11 protein-coding genes are annotated in these 14,351 nt (G+C 69.0%); 7 read left to right on the forward strand and 4 right to left on the reverse strand.

What is annotated here, in order from left to right:
- Positions 1–267 precede the first annotated feature (267 nt).
- Entirely contained in the window at positions 268–1,656 is a 1,389-nt protein-coding gene (locus MFF22_RS18155; RefSeq protein ID WP_238250518.1) for an HD-GYP domain-containing protein, read from the forward strand.
- Between the two features lie 30 nt (positions 1,657–1,686).
- Here the strand turns inward: MFF22_RS18155 and MFF22_RS18160 are convergent, their stop codons facing one another.
- A complete protein-coding gene (locus MFF22_RS18160; protein ID WP_238250519.1) occupies positions 1,687–2,193 on the reverse strand; it encodes a peptide deformylase in 507 nt (168 codons plus the stop codon).
- Between the two features lie 179 nt (positions 2,194–2,372).
- Between MFF22_RS18160 and MFF22_RS18165 the strand changes: the two genes are divergently transcribed.
- The 3 genes from MFF22_RS18165 (at position 2,373) to MFF22_RS18175 (ending at position 4,607) form a co-directional block, all read left to right on the forward strand.
- Entirely contained in the window at positions 2,373–3,242 is an 870-nt protein-coding gene (locus tag MFF22_RS18165; protein ID WP_238250520.1) for a MipA/OmpV family protein, read from the forward strand.
- 276 nt (positions 3,243–3,518) lie between these two features.
- A complete protein-coding gene (locus MFF22_RS18170; protein ID WP_238250521.1) occupies positions 3,519–3,902 on the forward strand; it encodes a hypothetical protein in 384 nt (127 codons plus the stop codon).
- A 45-nt stretch (positions 3,903–3,947) separates the two neighbouring features.
- A complete protein-coding gene (locus tag MFF22_RS18175; protein ID WP_238250522.1) occupies positions 3,948–4,607 on the forward strand; it encodes a hypothetical protein in 660 nt (219 codons plus the stop codon).
- 48 nt (positions 4,608–4,655) lie between these two features.
- Here the strand turns inward: MFF22_RS18175 and MFF22_RS18180 are convergent, their stop codons facing one another.
- On the reverse strand, positions 4,656–6,008 hold the full coding sequence (locus MFF22_RS18180) for an MFS transporter (protein ID WP_238250523.1): 1,353 nt from the start codon (positions 6,006–6,008) through the stop codon (positions 4,656–4,658).
- A gap of 432 nt (positions 6,009–6,440) precedes the next feature.
- On the opposite strand from MFF22_RS18180, the gene MFF22_RS18185 reads away from it, so the two are divergent.
- Positions 6,441–7,739, forward strand: coding sequence for an ammonium transporter (locus MFF22_RS18185; RefSeq protein ID WP_238250526.1), 1,299 nt, complete (start codon positions 6,441–6,443; stop codon positions 7,737–7,739).
- A gap of 132 nt (positions 7,740–7,871) precedes the next feature.
- Complete coding sequence (locus tag MFF22_RS18190; RefSeq protein ID WP_238250527.1) at positions 7,872–9,599, forward strand: sensor histidine kinase; 1,728 nt, start codon at positions 7,872–7,874, stop codon at positions 9,597–9,599.
- A 33-nt stretch (positions 9,600–9,632) separates the two neighbouring features.
- Here MFF22_RS18190 and MFF22_RS18195 read toward each other — a convergent pair whose 3' ends face one another.
- Both MFF22_RS18195 and MFF22_RS18200 read right to left on the reverse strand, forming a co-directional pair.
- Positions 9,633–11,117 (reverse strand): methyl-accepting chemotaxis protein, encoded by a 1,485-nt coding sequence (locus MFF22_RS18195; RefSeq protein ID WP_238250528.1) that lies wholly within the window; start codon positions 11,115–11,117, stop codon positions 9,633–9,635.
- A gap of 488 nt (positions 11,118–11,605) precedes the next feature.
- On the reverse strand, positions 11,606–11,800 hold the full coding sequence (locus tag MFF22_RS18200; RefSeq protein WP_238250529.1) for a hypothetical protein: 195 nt from the start codon (positions 11,798–11,800) through the stop codon (positions 11,606–11,608).
- Positions 11,801–12,095: 295 nt separating this feature from the next.
- Between MFF22_RS18200 and MFF22_RS18205 the strand changes: the two genes are divergently transcribed.
- Complete coding sequence (locus MFF22_RS18205; protein WP_238250531.1) at positions 12,096–14,351, forward strand: ATP-binding protein; 2,256 nt, start codon at positions 12,096–12,098, stop codon at positions 14,349–14,351.

The raw sequence follows: 14,351 nt of genomic DNA on the forward strand, positions 1-14,351 counted from the left end.
GCCCTTCGGACTGGAGCCTCCCAAGGGGGCCGCATCGCGGTTGGCCCCCGGGGGCGCTCGACCTCTGCGCTTTCGCGCTGGGGCGCTGTGCTGCCCTTCGGGAGAGGACCTGCATATCGACCCCGAGCCGCCGCACATCGACACGGGCAGGGTCATGAAGGCCTTGTTGACAATAAAACATGGCAGAATCGGTCATGGTTCAGCGATTCAAGCGGCCTTTACCAATCGTTCGAGACAATGGGGATTGTTTCGCGACGGACCGGTCCGATGAACTTACAATCGTTCGACGCGGTCCCCACGGCGGCCGATGACGTCAAGCTTTCCGACATCCTCGCGGCCTTGAGCCACGCCCTCGACCTCACGGAGGGCCAGCCCGCCGGGCACTGTGTCCGGGCGACGTATATCGGCATGCATGTCGGGCATGCGCTCGGCCTCCCGGCCGCCGAGTTGTGGGAACTCTACTATACGATCATGTTGAAGGATCTCGGCTGCTCCAGCAATGCGGCCAGGATCTGCGCCCTTTATCTGTCAGACGATCTCGGTTTCAAGCGCGATTTCAAGACCGTCAGCGACAGCTTGCCGAAGGTATTGAGCTTCGTTTTCTCCCATACGGGGCTGAAGGCCGGGCTGGCCGAACGGTTCAAGGCGGTGCTGAACATCCTGCAGAATGGCGGCACCATCGTCGACGACCTGATCCAGACCCGTTGCCAGCGGGGCGCGGAGATCGCCGCCCGTCTGCGCTTCCCGCCCGCCGTCTGCGGGGCGATCCATGCCCTCGACGAGCACTGGAATGGCAAGGGGCGGCCGGACCGTCTCGCCGGCCCGGCGATCCCGCTCTATGCCCGCATCGCCCTCCTCGCCCAGGTCGCCGATGTGTTCAGGACCGCCGCCGGCCCGGCGGCGGCCCTCGCCGAGGTCCGCGACCGGGCGGGGACGTGGTTCGACCCGCACCTCGTCGCGTGTTTCGAGCGGGCGGCGGCTGCGCCGGGCTTCTGGGAGATCCTGGCCTCGGAGACGATCGACGAGGCGGTGTCCGCCCTCGAGCCGGCGCAGAACCACATCGTGGTCGATGAGGACTATCTGGACGACATCGCCCGGGCCTTCGCCCAGGTCATCGACGCGAAGAGCCCGTTCACATCGGGCCATTCGGAGCGGGTGGCGGTCTATGCCGACATGATCGCCGCCGAGCTGGGGATCGATGCCGAGCGGCGGCGCTGGCTGCGGCGCGCGGCGCTGCTGCATGACATCGGCAAGCTCGGCGTCTCCAACACCATCCTCGACAAGAACGGGAAGCTGAGCGACGAGGAATGGCGTGACATGCGCGCTCACGCGACCCTGTCCGAGGCCATCCTCAGCCGGGTTCCAGCCTTCTGGACCTTGGCGAGTATCGGCGGCAGCCATCACGAGCGCCTTGACGGCAAGGGGTATCCCCGGGGCCTGAAGGCGGACGCCCTGGCCCTGGAGACGCGGATCGTGTCCGTGGCCGACGTGTTCGACGCCCTGACGGCCGACCGGCCGTACCGGGCCGCGATGCCGATCGAGAAGGCCATGGGCATCCTCCGGGCCGACCTGAACACGGCGTTCGACCCCGCCTGCTTCGCCGCGCTGGAGCGGGCGATCGCCGGCGTCGAGGGTGACCTCGCCCGTGCGGCTTGAGCCACCCGGCCGACCCCGACGCCGGCCCCGTCAGGCCGAGGCGGCCGGACCCCGCTTCCCGAAGCGCTTGACGAGCCGCTCCCGCTTCAGGCGCGACAACCGGTCGATCCAGAAGACTCCGTCGATCTGATCGATTTCGTGCTGGATGACGGCGGCGAAGAAGCCGTCCGCATCCTCCTCATGTTCCGATCCGTCGAGGGCGCGGTAGCCGAACCGCACCTGGGCGGGCCGGACGATCCTCTCGCGCACGCCGGGCATGCTGACGCTGCCCTCGTCGTGGGCCGCCGTCTCGGCGGACGCCCACAGGATGGCCGGGTTCACGAAGACGCGCATCGCCTCGTCCGGCGCCATCCTGACGACGACCACCCGCGCCGACACGCCGATATGCGGCGCCGTCAGCCCGATGGCCTGCACCGACATGAGGGTGTCCCGCACGTCGTCCGCCAGGGCGGTGAGGGCCGGCCCGAACGTGGTGACCGGGGGTGCCAGAAGGGAAAGCCTGGGATCGGGAAACAGGACGAGGGGGCGGGCCGGCATGGCGTCTCGGTTCATCGCGGCAGGGGCAGGGCGGGCCTGCCGTCTATCGGAGAAGGCTGGCCAATCCGCAACGCAGGCGGTGGAAATCGGGTGATCGAGACAATGTGTCTGGCGTGTCAAAGCTCGACCGGGAATCTCGTGACCCGTATGCGCAGGGTATGGGACGCAGGGTGCGTGGCTTGGGTATCGTTGTGAACGTCCTATCCGGATTGCGGCCGGCGGCCGGCGGCATGCTCGTGGCCCTGGCGGTCCAGGGCGGCGCCGTGGCGGCGGATGCCGAGGTGCCGGCGGCTCCGCGTCCGCCGGCCTTCACCTATGTCGATCCCAACACCTGGGAGGTGACGCTCAGCGGCACGATCCAGGCCATCCCGCGCTATCCCGGCGCGGCGGACTACACCGTGGTGGGCTATCCGGGCATCGACATCCGGCGGGTGGGGGAGCCCCGTCGTTTCTCGGCGCCGGACGACAATTTCAGCTTCACCGTCTACGACTCCGACAACTTCCGGGCGGGTGCCACGGTGCGCTACGTGCCGGGCCGCTATTACGGCGACGACCGCCGCCATCTCTTCGGCTTCCGCGATGCGCGGATTGCCTTCGAGCCCGGGCTGTTCGTGGAGGTGTATCCCGTCCCCGCCGTCCGGCTGCGCGGGGAGATCCGGCAGGGTGTCTACGGCCATCACGGGACGGTGGGGACCGTCGCCGCAGATTACCTCCTGCCCGTCGACCGCTGGCTGTTCTCCGTGGGGCCGCGCTTCAACATCGGCGACGCGAGCTTCGCCCGGACGTACTTCGGCGTGAGCCCGGTCGAGGCAGCGATCAACGGGCATGTCATGCCCTACAACCCCGGCAGCTTCTATTCCGCCGGGCTCCTGGCGGCGGTCACGTACCACCAGAGCGAGGCGTGGTCCTACACCACCTTCGGCGGCTACAGCCGGATCCTCGGCGCCTCGGGGGAGAGCCCCCTCGTCGACCGGCCCTATGGGAACCCCAACCAGTTCACCCTGGGGTTGCGGATCGACTACACTTTCAGGACGAAGCCCCTGCTGTAGCGTGATGGCCGCCGGCTCCCTCGCCGACGGCCCGGCTCCGGCGGATGCCGGTTGTTCGTTCGCCGCGATGGGGGAGACAATCCGGCCCGGCCCATGCCGGTTCCGTGATTTTTCCGGTCCCGCTTTCAAGCAAGTCCCGTTCGTTTCGTGAATATTTGTCCGTCATGATCGGCGGGCTCTGAGAAATCGTGCGGCAAGCTTGGCCAAACGATTTAAATCGGAACAGTTCTTTGCTCGCATTGATTGAAGGGGTCCGAACGATCATCGGAGTCTGCCATGCGTCCCCTCGTCACTGCTCTTCTCCTGGCCACTGTGCTGGGGTCGGGAGCTTCTGCCCAGACCACCACGACCGGTTCGCCGGCTGCCCCTGACGCGAAGACCAGTCAGCAATCGGGTGGCCAGGAGAGCGTCACCCGGCCGAACACCGACAAGGCCACGCCGGACGGCATGCCTGCGGGCGCTCACATGAACGCCAAGCTGGAGCGCGGCGCCAACAGCTTCACCGAGGGTGAAGTCCGTTCGCGGCTGAACAAGGCCGGCTTCACCGATGCCAAGGACCTCAAAAAGGACGACCAGGGCATCTGGCGCGGCACTGCCATGCACAGCGGCAAGTCCGTCTCGGTCGGCATGGATTTCAAGGGCAACGTCGCCGCTCAGTGATCGCCGACGGCGATCATCGAAGGCGATCTTTCAAGGAGACATCACATGGCTCAGCAGACAGTGACCGCTCTGTTCGACCGGTACGAGGACGCCAGCGCCGCCGTCGCCAAACTGGAGGCGGGTGGCATTCCGCACGGGGATATCAGCCTCGTGGGCAACAACGAGGGCGACCGGCATGCCGGCCTCGGCGGGCATGACGGCACCCACGTGAGCGCCGACACCAAGGAAAAGGCCAAGGACGGCACCGGCACCGGGGCGACCCTCGGCACCGTCGTCGGCGGCGCGGCCGGCCTCCTGGCGGGCCTGGGTCTCCTTGCGATCCCCGGCGTCGGCCCCGTCGTGGCTGCGGGGTGGCTCGTCGCGACCCTGACCGGAGCCGGCGTCGGCGCCGCGGCGGGCGGCCTCGCGGGTGCCCTCACCGGGGCCGGGATCAGCGAGAAGGATGCCCATGCCTATGGCGAAGGCGTCCGCCGGGGCGGCACCCTCGTAACCGTCAGGGCCGACGAAGCCCGCGGCCCGATGGTGATGGACATCCTGGAGCAGCACGGTTCGGTCGATCTCGACCAGAAGTCCGCCGCCTGGAGCCAGGAAGGGTGGTCGCCGATGGGTGGTTCGCCGTCGGCCACGACCTCGGCACAGCTCAACGGCACGCCCGACGGCCGCACTCGTGTCCGCTCCTATCCGGGCACCGGCAGCGGCATCTGATTTAACACGTGACGGGCGGGCCGGATTGCGATCCGGCCCGCCTGCGCCTCAGGCCGCGGAAGGGGAGGAGCGGATGTCGCCCACGGGCGGTCCCTTCCGGCCCAGCCAGAAGACCATCACGCAGCCCAGCCCTGTGAGGGCACAGAGGGGCAGCAGGGCGACGGGAAAGCTCCCGGTTTGCTCGCGCAGGAGCCCGATCAGCGAGGTGATCGCCCCGGTCCCGAGATGGGCGAGGGTGTTGATGGCGGCGATGCCGGCTGCCGTCTGGGCCGGCGGTAGCGTCTCCGTGGCCAGGGCGAAGAACGGTCCCTTGATGGCGTAGTTGCCGAGCAGGACCAGGGACAACAGCACCAGCGTCACCCAGAGAGAGCCCGTCAGCAGCGTCAACGCGAAGCTGACGGAGGTGAGGCCCAGGGGCAGGGCGGTGCTCCAGATGCGTTCGCCGCTTCGGTCCGCCCGCAGACCCCAGACGATCATGAACACCGAGGCGATGCCGAAGGGAATCATGTTCAGCAGCCCGGTTTCCAGGTTGCTGAGGCCGAAGCCCTTGAGGATCTGCGGCATCCACAGGGACAGCGTGTTGCTGGTGGCCGAACTGCCCGCGTAGATCACGGCAAGAATCCAGAGCCGGCCGCTCGTCAGTACCGACCGCACCGCGGCGAGGCCGTGGGCATGATCGGGGCTCGCGGCTTCGGCGGCCCGGCGCTCGGTGTCGAGCCGGTCGGTCAACCAAACCCGCTCGTCCCGGCTCAGGAACGTCGCCTCGGCCGGGCGGCTCGGAAGCAGCGCCAGGGCGCCGAGTCCCAGGAGCACCGCGGGCACGGCTTCCGCGATCAGCAGCCATTGCCAGCCGTGGAGGGAGCCCGCGCCGTCCAGGGTAAGCAGGAGGGCCGAGAGGGGCGAGCCGAAGAAGCTCGACAGGGGAATCGCGACCATGAACATCGCCACGATCCGCGCCCGGTAGGCCTTGGGGAACCAGTAGGTCAGGTAGAGGATCACGCCGGGGAAGAACCCGGCCTCGGCCGCCCCGAGGAAGAAGCGCGCGACGGCGAAGCTCACGGGGCCGGTCACGAAGGCCGAGCCGATCCCCACGAGCCCCCAGGTGATCATGATCCGGGCGATCCAGATCCGGGCGCCGACCCGCTCCATGGCGAGGTTGCTCGGCACCTCGAACAGCACGTAGGCCACGAAGAACAGGCCCCCGCCCAGGCCGAAGGCCGCCGTGGAGAGGCCGAGGTCGCGGTTCATGGTCAGCGCCGCGAAGCCGACATTCACCCGGTCGACGTAGGCGATGAAGTAGCAGAGGACGAGGAAGGGGATGAGGCGCAGGCCGACCTTCCGCATGATCCGGCCCTCAAAGGCCGCCGCCTCCGGCCCGGGTGTTGGGGGGGGTATCGCCATGGTCCTGTCCTCGCCTAAGAGCGGAAACTGAGGGTCTTTAGGGGCTTTGCGCGCTGCGCGATGGCGCAGGGGTTTCGTGGGGTCTCGGCGGGCGACAGGCCGATCGCCGGCCCGGGGCGGATCTCGCCGCGGTGGCGGGTGCGAAGGCCAGGAGGACGCACGCGCGGCGCCCGGCAATGACGCGCAAGCCCATTCCCGTCCCTTGCAGGGAAGTGTTCGCCGGACAAGGGCTTTCCCCGGTCCGCCTGAGAAGGCCGAACAGTTCTGTGAGCGGGCATGATCCGCTACGGGCACGCGACCGGCGCCGGGCCTGGTTTCGGCGGCGGTGCCCTCAAATTCATGTGTCGGAGCGCTGCCGCAGCCTTATGCGCGCTTGCCTATTCGGTGGGCAATCTGCTTGGAAGCGCGGCTGTTGTGCAAAAGGTACTCCGCATGTCGCCGCTCCTCGTCCGTGGCCTGACCGGCCTCGCCCTGCTGCCGCTGACCGCCTCGCCAGGTCTCGCGGCCACGGCCGCCCCCGATACCGGCAGCACGGCCTGGATCCTGACCGCGTCCGCCCTCGTCCTGTTCATGACGCTGCCCGGGCTTGCCCTGTTTTACGGCGGACTGGTCCATGCCCGGAACGTCCTGTCGGTGCTGATGCAGTGCTTCGCCATCTGCTGCATCGCCTCCGTGCTCTGGGCGGTCTGCGGCTACAGCCTCGCCTTCGACGGCGAGGGCGCGCTGATCGGCAGCCTGCACAAGGCCTTCCTCGCCCACCTCGCGCCGCTCCGCCCGGGGACGCCCCTGCCGGAGGCGGTGTTCGCCCTCTACCAGATGACCTTCGCGGTCATCACGCCGGCCCTGATCATCGGGGCGATCCCGGAGCGGGTATCCTTTCCCTTCGTTGCGCTGTTCTCGGCGCTGTGGCTGCTTTTCGTCTACGTGCCCGTGGCGCACTGGATCTGGGGCGGAGGCTGGCTCGCCGGTCTCGGCACCCTCGATTTCGCCGGCGGCATCGTGGTTCACACCACCGCGGGGGTCTCGGCCCTGCTGCTTGCCCTGATGGTCGGCCGCCGCCGGGGTTTCCCGACGACCATGACGCCACCCCACAGCCCCGGCATGACGATGACCGGCGCCGGCATGCTCTGGGTCGGCTGGTTCGGCTTCAACGGCGGCAGCGCCCTGGCCGCCGATGCGAGCGCCGCCAACGCCATCCTCGTGACGCATCTCTCGGCCTCGGCGGGCGCCCTGGCCTGGACGGCGGCCGAATGGATCAAGATCCGCAAGCCCACCTCCATCGGCATCGTCACGGGTTGCGTGGCGGGCCTCGCGACGATCACCCCGGCGGCGGGGTACGTCTCGCCCGCGGCGGCCCTGGCGATCGGCACCGCGGGGGGCCTCGTGTGCTTCTTCATCACCCTTTACGTGAAGCACCGCCTCGTCATCGACGATTCCCTCGATGTTTTCGCCGTGCACGGCGTCGGCGGGATACTCGGCTCGCTCCTGCTGCCGGTCTTCCTGTCTCCCGATCTCGGGGGAGCGGGCTTCGCCGAGGGCCGGACGGCCGTGGGGCAACTTGCGGTCCAGATCCTCGCCGTCGGGGTCGTCGCCCTCTGGTCGGGGCTGCTCACCTTCGGCATCGGCCGGCTCCTCGGCGCCGTCGTGCCCCTGCGGGTCGATCAGGAAGCGGAACATGACGGGCTGGATCTCGCCAGCCACGGCGAACGCGCCTACGAATTCACGCCCTGATGCGGCCGCGCGCGGCGGGGCCATCCCGCTCCCGTGCCTCGATGGTTTCCCCCGGGCGGATCTCGCCTATCTTCCGCTTCCGAGGTCCCGAGGCGCGCGGCGAGGGTGACCGGGAACGGGGCGAGTCCCTCGATGTCACTGTCGAAGCGGATCGTGGGCCTTGTGGGTTTGGCGCTGGTGCCCGCGCTCGCGATCCAGGGTTACAACGAATACGCCCTGCGCGCCGCCCGGGGACAGGCCGTCCGGGCCGAGGCCATGCGCACGGCCCGCGGCGCCGCCGCGGAACTCGGCCAGTTCATCCGCGGCGCCCGGCAGATCCTCGGCATCCTCGCGGAGGTTCCGGAGATCCGCCAGAGGGAGCCGCAGGCCTGCACGAACTATCTCCGCACCGTCGTCGACAAGATGCCCGGCTCGTTCTTCTTCGGGCTGGCCGGGGCGGACGGGAACATCGTGTGCAACACGCTCGGGTCCTCGCCCGGGGCCTATTCGGTCGCCGACCGGTCCTACTTCAAGGAGGCCATGCGGACGGGTGGCTTCGCCATCGGGGACGTCGTCATCGGCCGGGTGACCCAGCGGCCCACCATCCAGTTCGCCCTGGCGGTCATCGGCCGGGACGGCCGGCCCGACGGCATCGTGCTGACCAGCATCGACCTGTCCTACCTCGCCGGACGTCTGGCGGCCGTCGGGCTGCCGCCGGACGCCACGCTGACCCTGGCGGATCGAAACGGGACCGTCCTCGTCCGCCTGCCCGACCACGAGCAATGGGTGGGCAAGCCGCTGCCCGCGCCATACTGGACATCGCTTGTGGCGCATCGCGGCACCGTCGCGGACCTCCCCGGCCTCCGGGGCCAACCCCGGATCACCGCCGTGGCCGACCCGATCGCGGAGAATCTCGACACCATCACCGTGGCGGTGGGGCTCTCACCGGCCTCGGCCTTCGCCGACATCGACGCCGCCACCCGGCGGGGGGTGGTGCTGATCGCCCTCGGCGCTGCCCTCGCCCTGGCGGCGGCGCTCCTGGCCGAGCGTGTGTTCATCCGGCGGCCGGTCCGCCGGCTGCTCACGGCGGCCGCGGCATGGCGGGCCGGCAAACTCGCGACGCGGACCGGCATCTCGGGCCCCGGCGAGTTCGGGCAACTCGCGGAGGCTTTCGATGCGATGGCGGAAGCCCTGCAACGGCATCAAGACGACCTGCGCCAGGAGATCGCCCGCAGCCGCCTCCTGCAGAACCGACAGACCATGATGCTGCACGAGCTGAACCACCGGGTCCGCAACACCCTGGCCACGATCCAGTCGCTGGCGCGGCAGGGACGGCGCGACAACGACCGGGGCGAGCGCCTGGAAGCCCGCATCCTCTCGCTGTCGAAGACCCACGACCTGCTCTCGCGCGACGACTGGACCGGCGCGTCCCTGCGGGCCGTGCTGGAGAACGAGTTCGCCCCCTTCCAGGACGAGGAAGCGGGCCGGTTCGTCCTCGACGGGCCGGATCTCCACCTCGCGCCCCGCTACGTCCTGGCCCTGGGCATGACGATCCACGAACTGACCGTGAACGCGGCGCGGTACGGTGCCCTCTCCACGGCGGAGGGCCGGATCGCGGTCACGTGGCGGACCTTCGTCGGGGAGGCCGGAATCAGGCGGCTCGTGCTGGACTGGGAGGAGAACGGGGGGCCGCCCGTGCGGGAGCCGGACCGGCGCGGCTTCGGCACCCGCCTCATCACCGGCGGCGTCAGCCGCGAACTCGGCGGGACGGTGACCCTGCGGTTCTCCCCCGAGGGCCTGCGCTGCTCCCTCGACGTCCCCCTCGACGAACCCGACCGTTTCCTTTCGTTCCGGGAGGATTCGTCCCGTTCGGCCGCCTGAGGGGCTGCCCGGCAGCCCCTCTCCTGCGTGTCCTCAGGCGATGGCCCGGGCCGCTTCCCGGACCTGCCGCGTGACCCCGCCGACGCGCTCGCTCGCCTGGGCGATCGCCGCGACCCCCGCCGCGATGCCCGCCGCCCCCTGCGAGGCGGTCTGCATGCTGCCCGACATCTCCCGGGTCACGGCCGATTGCTCCTCCACCGCCGCCGCGATGGCCGCCGCCGCCTCGTCCAGGGTTCGGATCGTCGATCCGATCGTGCCGATCGCCTCCACGGCGTCCCGGGTCGCCCCCTGGGTCGCCGCGATCTGCCCGCGAATCTGCTCCGTCGCCCGCGCCGTCTGCTCGGCCAGGGCCTTCACCTCGGCGGCGACGACCGCGAAACCCTTGCCCGCGGCCCCGGCGCGGGCCGCCTCGATCGTGGCGTTGAGGGCCAGCAGGTTGGTCTGCCCGGCGATGCCCTGGATCAGCCCGACCACATCGCCGATCTGCGAGGCGAGGCCGCTCAGCCCGGCCACGATCTCCTGTGTGCGCCGTGCCTGCAGGACCGCCTCGCCGGCCATCCGCGCGGCGTGGCTGCTCTGCTGGCCGATCTCGTCCACCGAGGCCGAGAGTTGCTCGGCTCCCGCCGCCAACGCCTCGATGCCGCCCGAGACCCGGCCCACGATGTCCGTCGCCTCCACCGCCTGGGCGCTCACGTCGGCCACGCCGGTGCCGATCACGTCGAGATCCACGCCGATCGCCCGTTGCGCCTCGGCGCGACGGTGCCGCTCCTGCACTTCGGCCGTGATGTCGGTGGCGAACTTGACCACCTTCGCCACCTGTCCCGTCGCGGTGGTGATGGGGTTGTAGGTCGCCTGGATCCACACCTCCCGGCCGCCCTTGGCCACGCGGCGGAACTCGGCGGACTGGAACTCGCCCCGGGCGAGGGCCGCCCAGAAGGCACGATACGCCTCGCCCGTCCGCTCGGCCGCATCGACGAACATACCGTGGTGCCGGCCCCGGATCTCGTCGAGCCCATAGCCGACCGTCGCGAGAAAGTTGGCGTTCGCGTCGAGGATCGTCCCGTCCGGCGTGAACGCGATTACCGCCTGCGACCGGTGAAGCGCCGTGATCTGCCCATCGAGGTCGAGGGCGCGCAGGGTCCGCGCGGTCACGTCGGTGGCGAGCTTGATCACGCGGACGACCCGGCCCGACCGGTCGAGCACCGGATTGTAGCTCGCCTCGATCCAGACCTCCCGGCCGCCCTTCGCGATGCGGCGGAACGAGCGGATCTGCGCTTCTCCCCGGCGCAGCGCGTCCCAGAACGCCCGGTATTCGGCCGCGTCGCGTTCGTGGGGATCGACGAACATGCCATGATGGCGCCCGATGACTTCGTCGCGCGTGTAGCCCATGACGCCGAGGAAGTTGGGGTTGGCGGCCAGGATCGTTCCGTCGGGGGCGAATTCAATGACGGCCTGAGACCTTTGCAACGCCGCCATCGCATCCGCGCTGCGGACATCTTTCAGTACTGTGGCAAACATGCGTATTCCCGCGCCGCTTTGTCCTCACGGGGCAATGGCGACAAAATGTCCGGGAGTTACGGTGGCGTTCTCCCTGCGACTATTGTCGGAGAACTTGCCCCATGCGGCTGAATTTTCCTTTAAAGCTTACACCGTGCGCGCGAATGTCCCACTTAACTCTATGATAATTGAGATACATCCAGATATAATCAGACAACATATTTCGAGCCTAGTTCCGCTCGTCATGAAGAAGCAGAACGACCTCCAGCCCGCTTGGAGCCGGTAGGAGCGTAACTAGAAATTGAAAAAGCACCTTCAGGACGGACGGCAATAGGCAGGATTTCACGGTCTGCCCGCGGATGATGGCGGGTCGAGCTCCCCGCGGCCCGCCGGAGCTACAGCAACCAAGCTTCGCGTCAAGGTCCATGCGGACGATCGTCCGTCAGGCGGCGATGGGATGTGACGGGGTCGCCGCGGCCGGAATCGAAAGCTTTGCACAGGCGTCCCCATCAGAAGCGCAGGCCCCGGGCCAGCCTCTCCTGCGCCGTCCTGATGTCGAGGGAGCGACCATTTTCTCCGATGATGCGGACGACCTGATACCCCTCCTCGGCCCATTTCAGAGCCAGGACCACGGCGCTGGCCGGCTGGACCCGCGTCGCCGACCGGCACTGCTCATCGCGTTCCGCACGGACGGTGTATGGCATCGGACCGCTCCATCGATTCGCCTTCTGGTTGTTATAAGCGTCGGACCTTGGAAGATCGAGCCACTATACATAGATTGCAACACAACATCGTGCGCGAGCTAATCACCGCCCAAGCTTGCCTGATCCTGCGGCGGAGGGCCTCGCACGGGCCTGCTATTGCCGCGCCGCGCTTCGTTGACCGGGAACAACCTGCAGCGGTGCAGATCGGTCCTTTTGACCTATTTCGACGCATGGCTCCGGCTGGTAACACCCCGGGGCCGGTCCGCACGGGAATCGACCGGGACTGGAAGCCGGATTGAATCAGACAAGCCACAGCGCTACCCGGCCGGTCGACCTCTCGGTCTGCGACCGGGAGCCCATCCACATCGTGGGCAGCGTGCAGCCGCACGGGTTCCTGCTCACCCTGGCGCTCCCGGACCTCACCGTCGTCCAGGCCAGCGAGAACGCGCCTTCGTCCGCGTCCCCGGGCGCCAGCCTCGACGGGGCGTTCCCGGAGCTCGCCGTCCTGGTGCGGCGCTATCTCGACGGGGAAGCCCCACAGGACGGTGCCACCTATCTGCGCACCGTGACCCTCGGATCCGGCTCCTCCCGGCAGGGCTACGAGGTCGCCGCCCACCGGGTCGACGATCTCGTCGTGCTGGAACTGGAGGAGACGGACAACCTGTCCGGCGATGCCGGCCTCGACGCCCTCACGCCCCGGCTGCGCGCTTTCGTGGAGCACCTGCACGCCGCCCGGTCCGTCGAGGATCTCTGCCAGCTCCTGGCGGAGGACATCCGCTACGTCACCGGCTTCGACCGGGCGCTGGTCTACCGGTTCGACAGGGACTGGCACGGGACGGTGCTGGCGGAGGACGGCAGCGGCATCCTGCCGAGCTACCTCGACCTGCGCTTTCCCGCCTCGGATATCCCCGCCCAGGCCCGGGAACTCTACCGCCGCAACCGGCTGCGCATCATCCCCGATGCTGGCTACAGGCCCGTGCCGATCCACCCCTCAGCCACCCCGGCGGGCAAGCCCCTGGATCTGAGCCAATCGGTGCTGCGCTCCGTCTCGCCGGTCCACGTCGAGTACATGCGCAACATGGGCACCATGGCGTCCATGTCGGTGTCGATCCTGGTCGACGGAGCCCTCTGGGGTCTCGTGTCCTGCCACAACCGCGATCCCAAGCGGGTGCCGCTCCAGGCCCGCAACGCCTGCGATTTCCTCACCCAGATCTTCGCCCTACAACTCGCCGCCCGCGAACGGGGGGCGCAGGCCGAGCAGCGCCTCGCCCTGGGCGCGGTCCAGGCCCGGCTCCTCGCCTACATGGCCGAGGAGGAAAGCTTCGTCGACGGGCTCCTGAACCACCCCGACGACGTCCTCGCCCTGGTGAACGCCTCAGGCGCCGCGGTGGTGACGGCGGAGAAGTGCCGCCTCCTCGGCGCGACGCCTTCCGAGCGGGAGGTGCGCGCCCTGTCCGACTGGTTGGCCGCCCGCGACGAGGAAGAGGTCTTCGTGGCCGAGGCGCTCTCGGAGGTCTTCCCCCCGGCGGAGGCCTTCGCCGACCGGGCGAGCGGCGTCCTCGCCATCTCGGTCTCCAAGAAATACGCGAGCTACGTCCTCTGGTTCAGGCCGGAGGTCGTCCGCACGGTCAAATGGGGCGGCAATCCCGTGAAGGCGGTGCGGCCCGACCCGTCCGGGGGCCCGGACCGGCTGCACCCGCGCAAGTCGTTCGAGATCTGGAAGGAGACGGTGAAGGGCCGCTCCCTGCCCTGGACCCTGCCGGAGGTCGAGGCCGCCAAGGATCTGCGGGCTTCGGTGCTGGGCATCGTTCTGCGCCGGGCGGAGGAACTCGCCGCGATCAGCGAGGAGCTGCAGCGCTCGAACAAGGAGCTGGAAGCCTTCTCCTACTCGGTCAGCCACGACCTGCGGGCCCCGTTCCGACACATCGTGGGATACTCGAACCTGCTCAAGACCCGCGAGGGGGCGAACCTCTCGGAAAAGGGCCGGCACTATGTCGAGACCATCATCGAGGCCGCGTTCTCCGCCGGGACCCTCGTCGACAACCTGCTCAGCTTCTCGCAGATGGGGCGGCACGCCCTGAACAAGGTCACGGGCGATCTCAACGCCCTGGTCGAAGAGGTCCGGCGCAAGGTCCAGCGGGACATCACCCCGGACCGGACGGTGCGCTGGGAGATCGGCGACCTCGGGCGGGTCCACGCCGATCCCGTCATGCTGCGGCTCGTCATCGAGAACCTGCTCTCGAACGCGGTGAAGTACAGCCGCGGCAAGCCCGTGGCGGTGGTCGAGATCGGACGGGCGCCCCCCCAGGACGGGGAGGCCGTGTTCTACGTGCGCGACAACGGGGCCGGGTTCGACATGGCCTATGTCGACAAGCTCTTCGGCGTGTTCCAGCGCCTGCACAGGGTGGAGGAGTTCGAGGGCACCGGCATCGGGCTCGCCAATGTCCGCCGGATCGTCGAGCGGCACGGCGGCCGGACCTGGGCCGAGGGCCGGCTCGGCGAGGGTGCCACCTTCTACTTCACCCTGCCGATCCGGGAGGAAGCGCACTGA

The sequence above is a fragment of the Methylobacterium persicinum genome, from assembly GCF_022179525.1.
Lineage (GTDB): Bacteria > Pseudomonadota > Alphaproteobacteria > Rhizobiales > Beijerinckiaceae > Methylobacterium > Methylobacterium persicinum.

What these genes read in the sequence shown, in the direction of transcription:
- MFF22_RS18155 (WP_238250518.1), top strand. Translation starts at nt 268, where the DNA reads ATGAACTTACAATCGTTCGACGCGGTCCCCACGGCGGCCGATGACGTC.
- MFF22_RS18160 (WP_238250519.1), bottom strand. Translation starts at nt 2,193, where the DNA reads ATGCCGGCCCGCCCCCTCGTCCTGTTTCCCGATCCCAGGCTTTCCCTT.
- MFF22_RS18170 (WP_238250521.1), top strand. Translation starts at nt 3,519, where the DNA reads ATGCGTCCCCTCGTCACTGCTCTTCTCCTGGCCACTGTGCTGGGGTCG.
- MFF22_RS18175 (WP_238250522.1), top strand. Translation starts at nt 3,948, where the DNA reads ATGGCTCAGCAGACAGTGACCGCTCTGTTCGACCGGTACGAGGACGCC.
- MFF22_RS18180 (WP_238250523.1), bottom strand. Translation starts at nt 6,008, where the DNA reads ATGGCGATACCCCCCCCAACACCCGGGCCGGAGGCGGCGGCCTTTGAG.
- MFF22_RS18185 (WP_238250526.1), top strand. Translation starts at nt 6,441, where the DNA reads ATGTCGCCGCTCCTCGTCCGTGGCCTGACCGGCCTCGCCCTGCTGCCG.
- MFF22_RS18190 (WP_238250527.1), top strand. Translation starts at nt 7,872, where the DNA reads ATGTCACTGTCGAAGCGGATCGTGGGCCTTGTGGGTTTGGCGCTGGTG.
- MFF22_RS18195 (WP_238250528.1), bottom strand. Translation starts at nt 11,117, where the DNA reads ATGTTTGCCACAGTACTGAAAGATGTCCGCAGCGCGGATGCGATGGCG.
- MFF22_RS18200 (WP_238250529.1), bottom strand. Translation starts at nt 11,800, where the DNA reads ATGCCATACACCGTCCGTGCGGAACGCGATGAGCAGTGCCGGTCGGCG.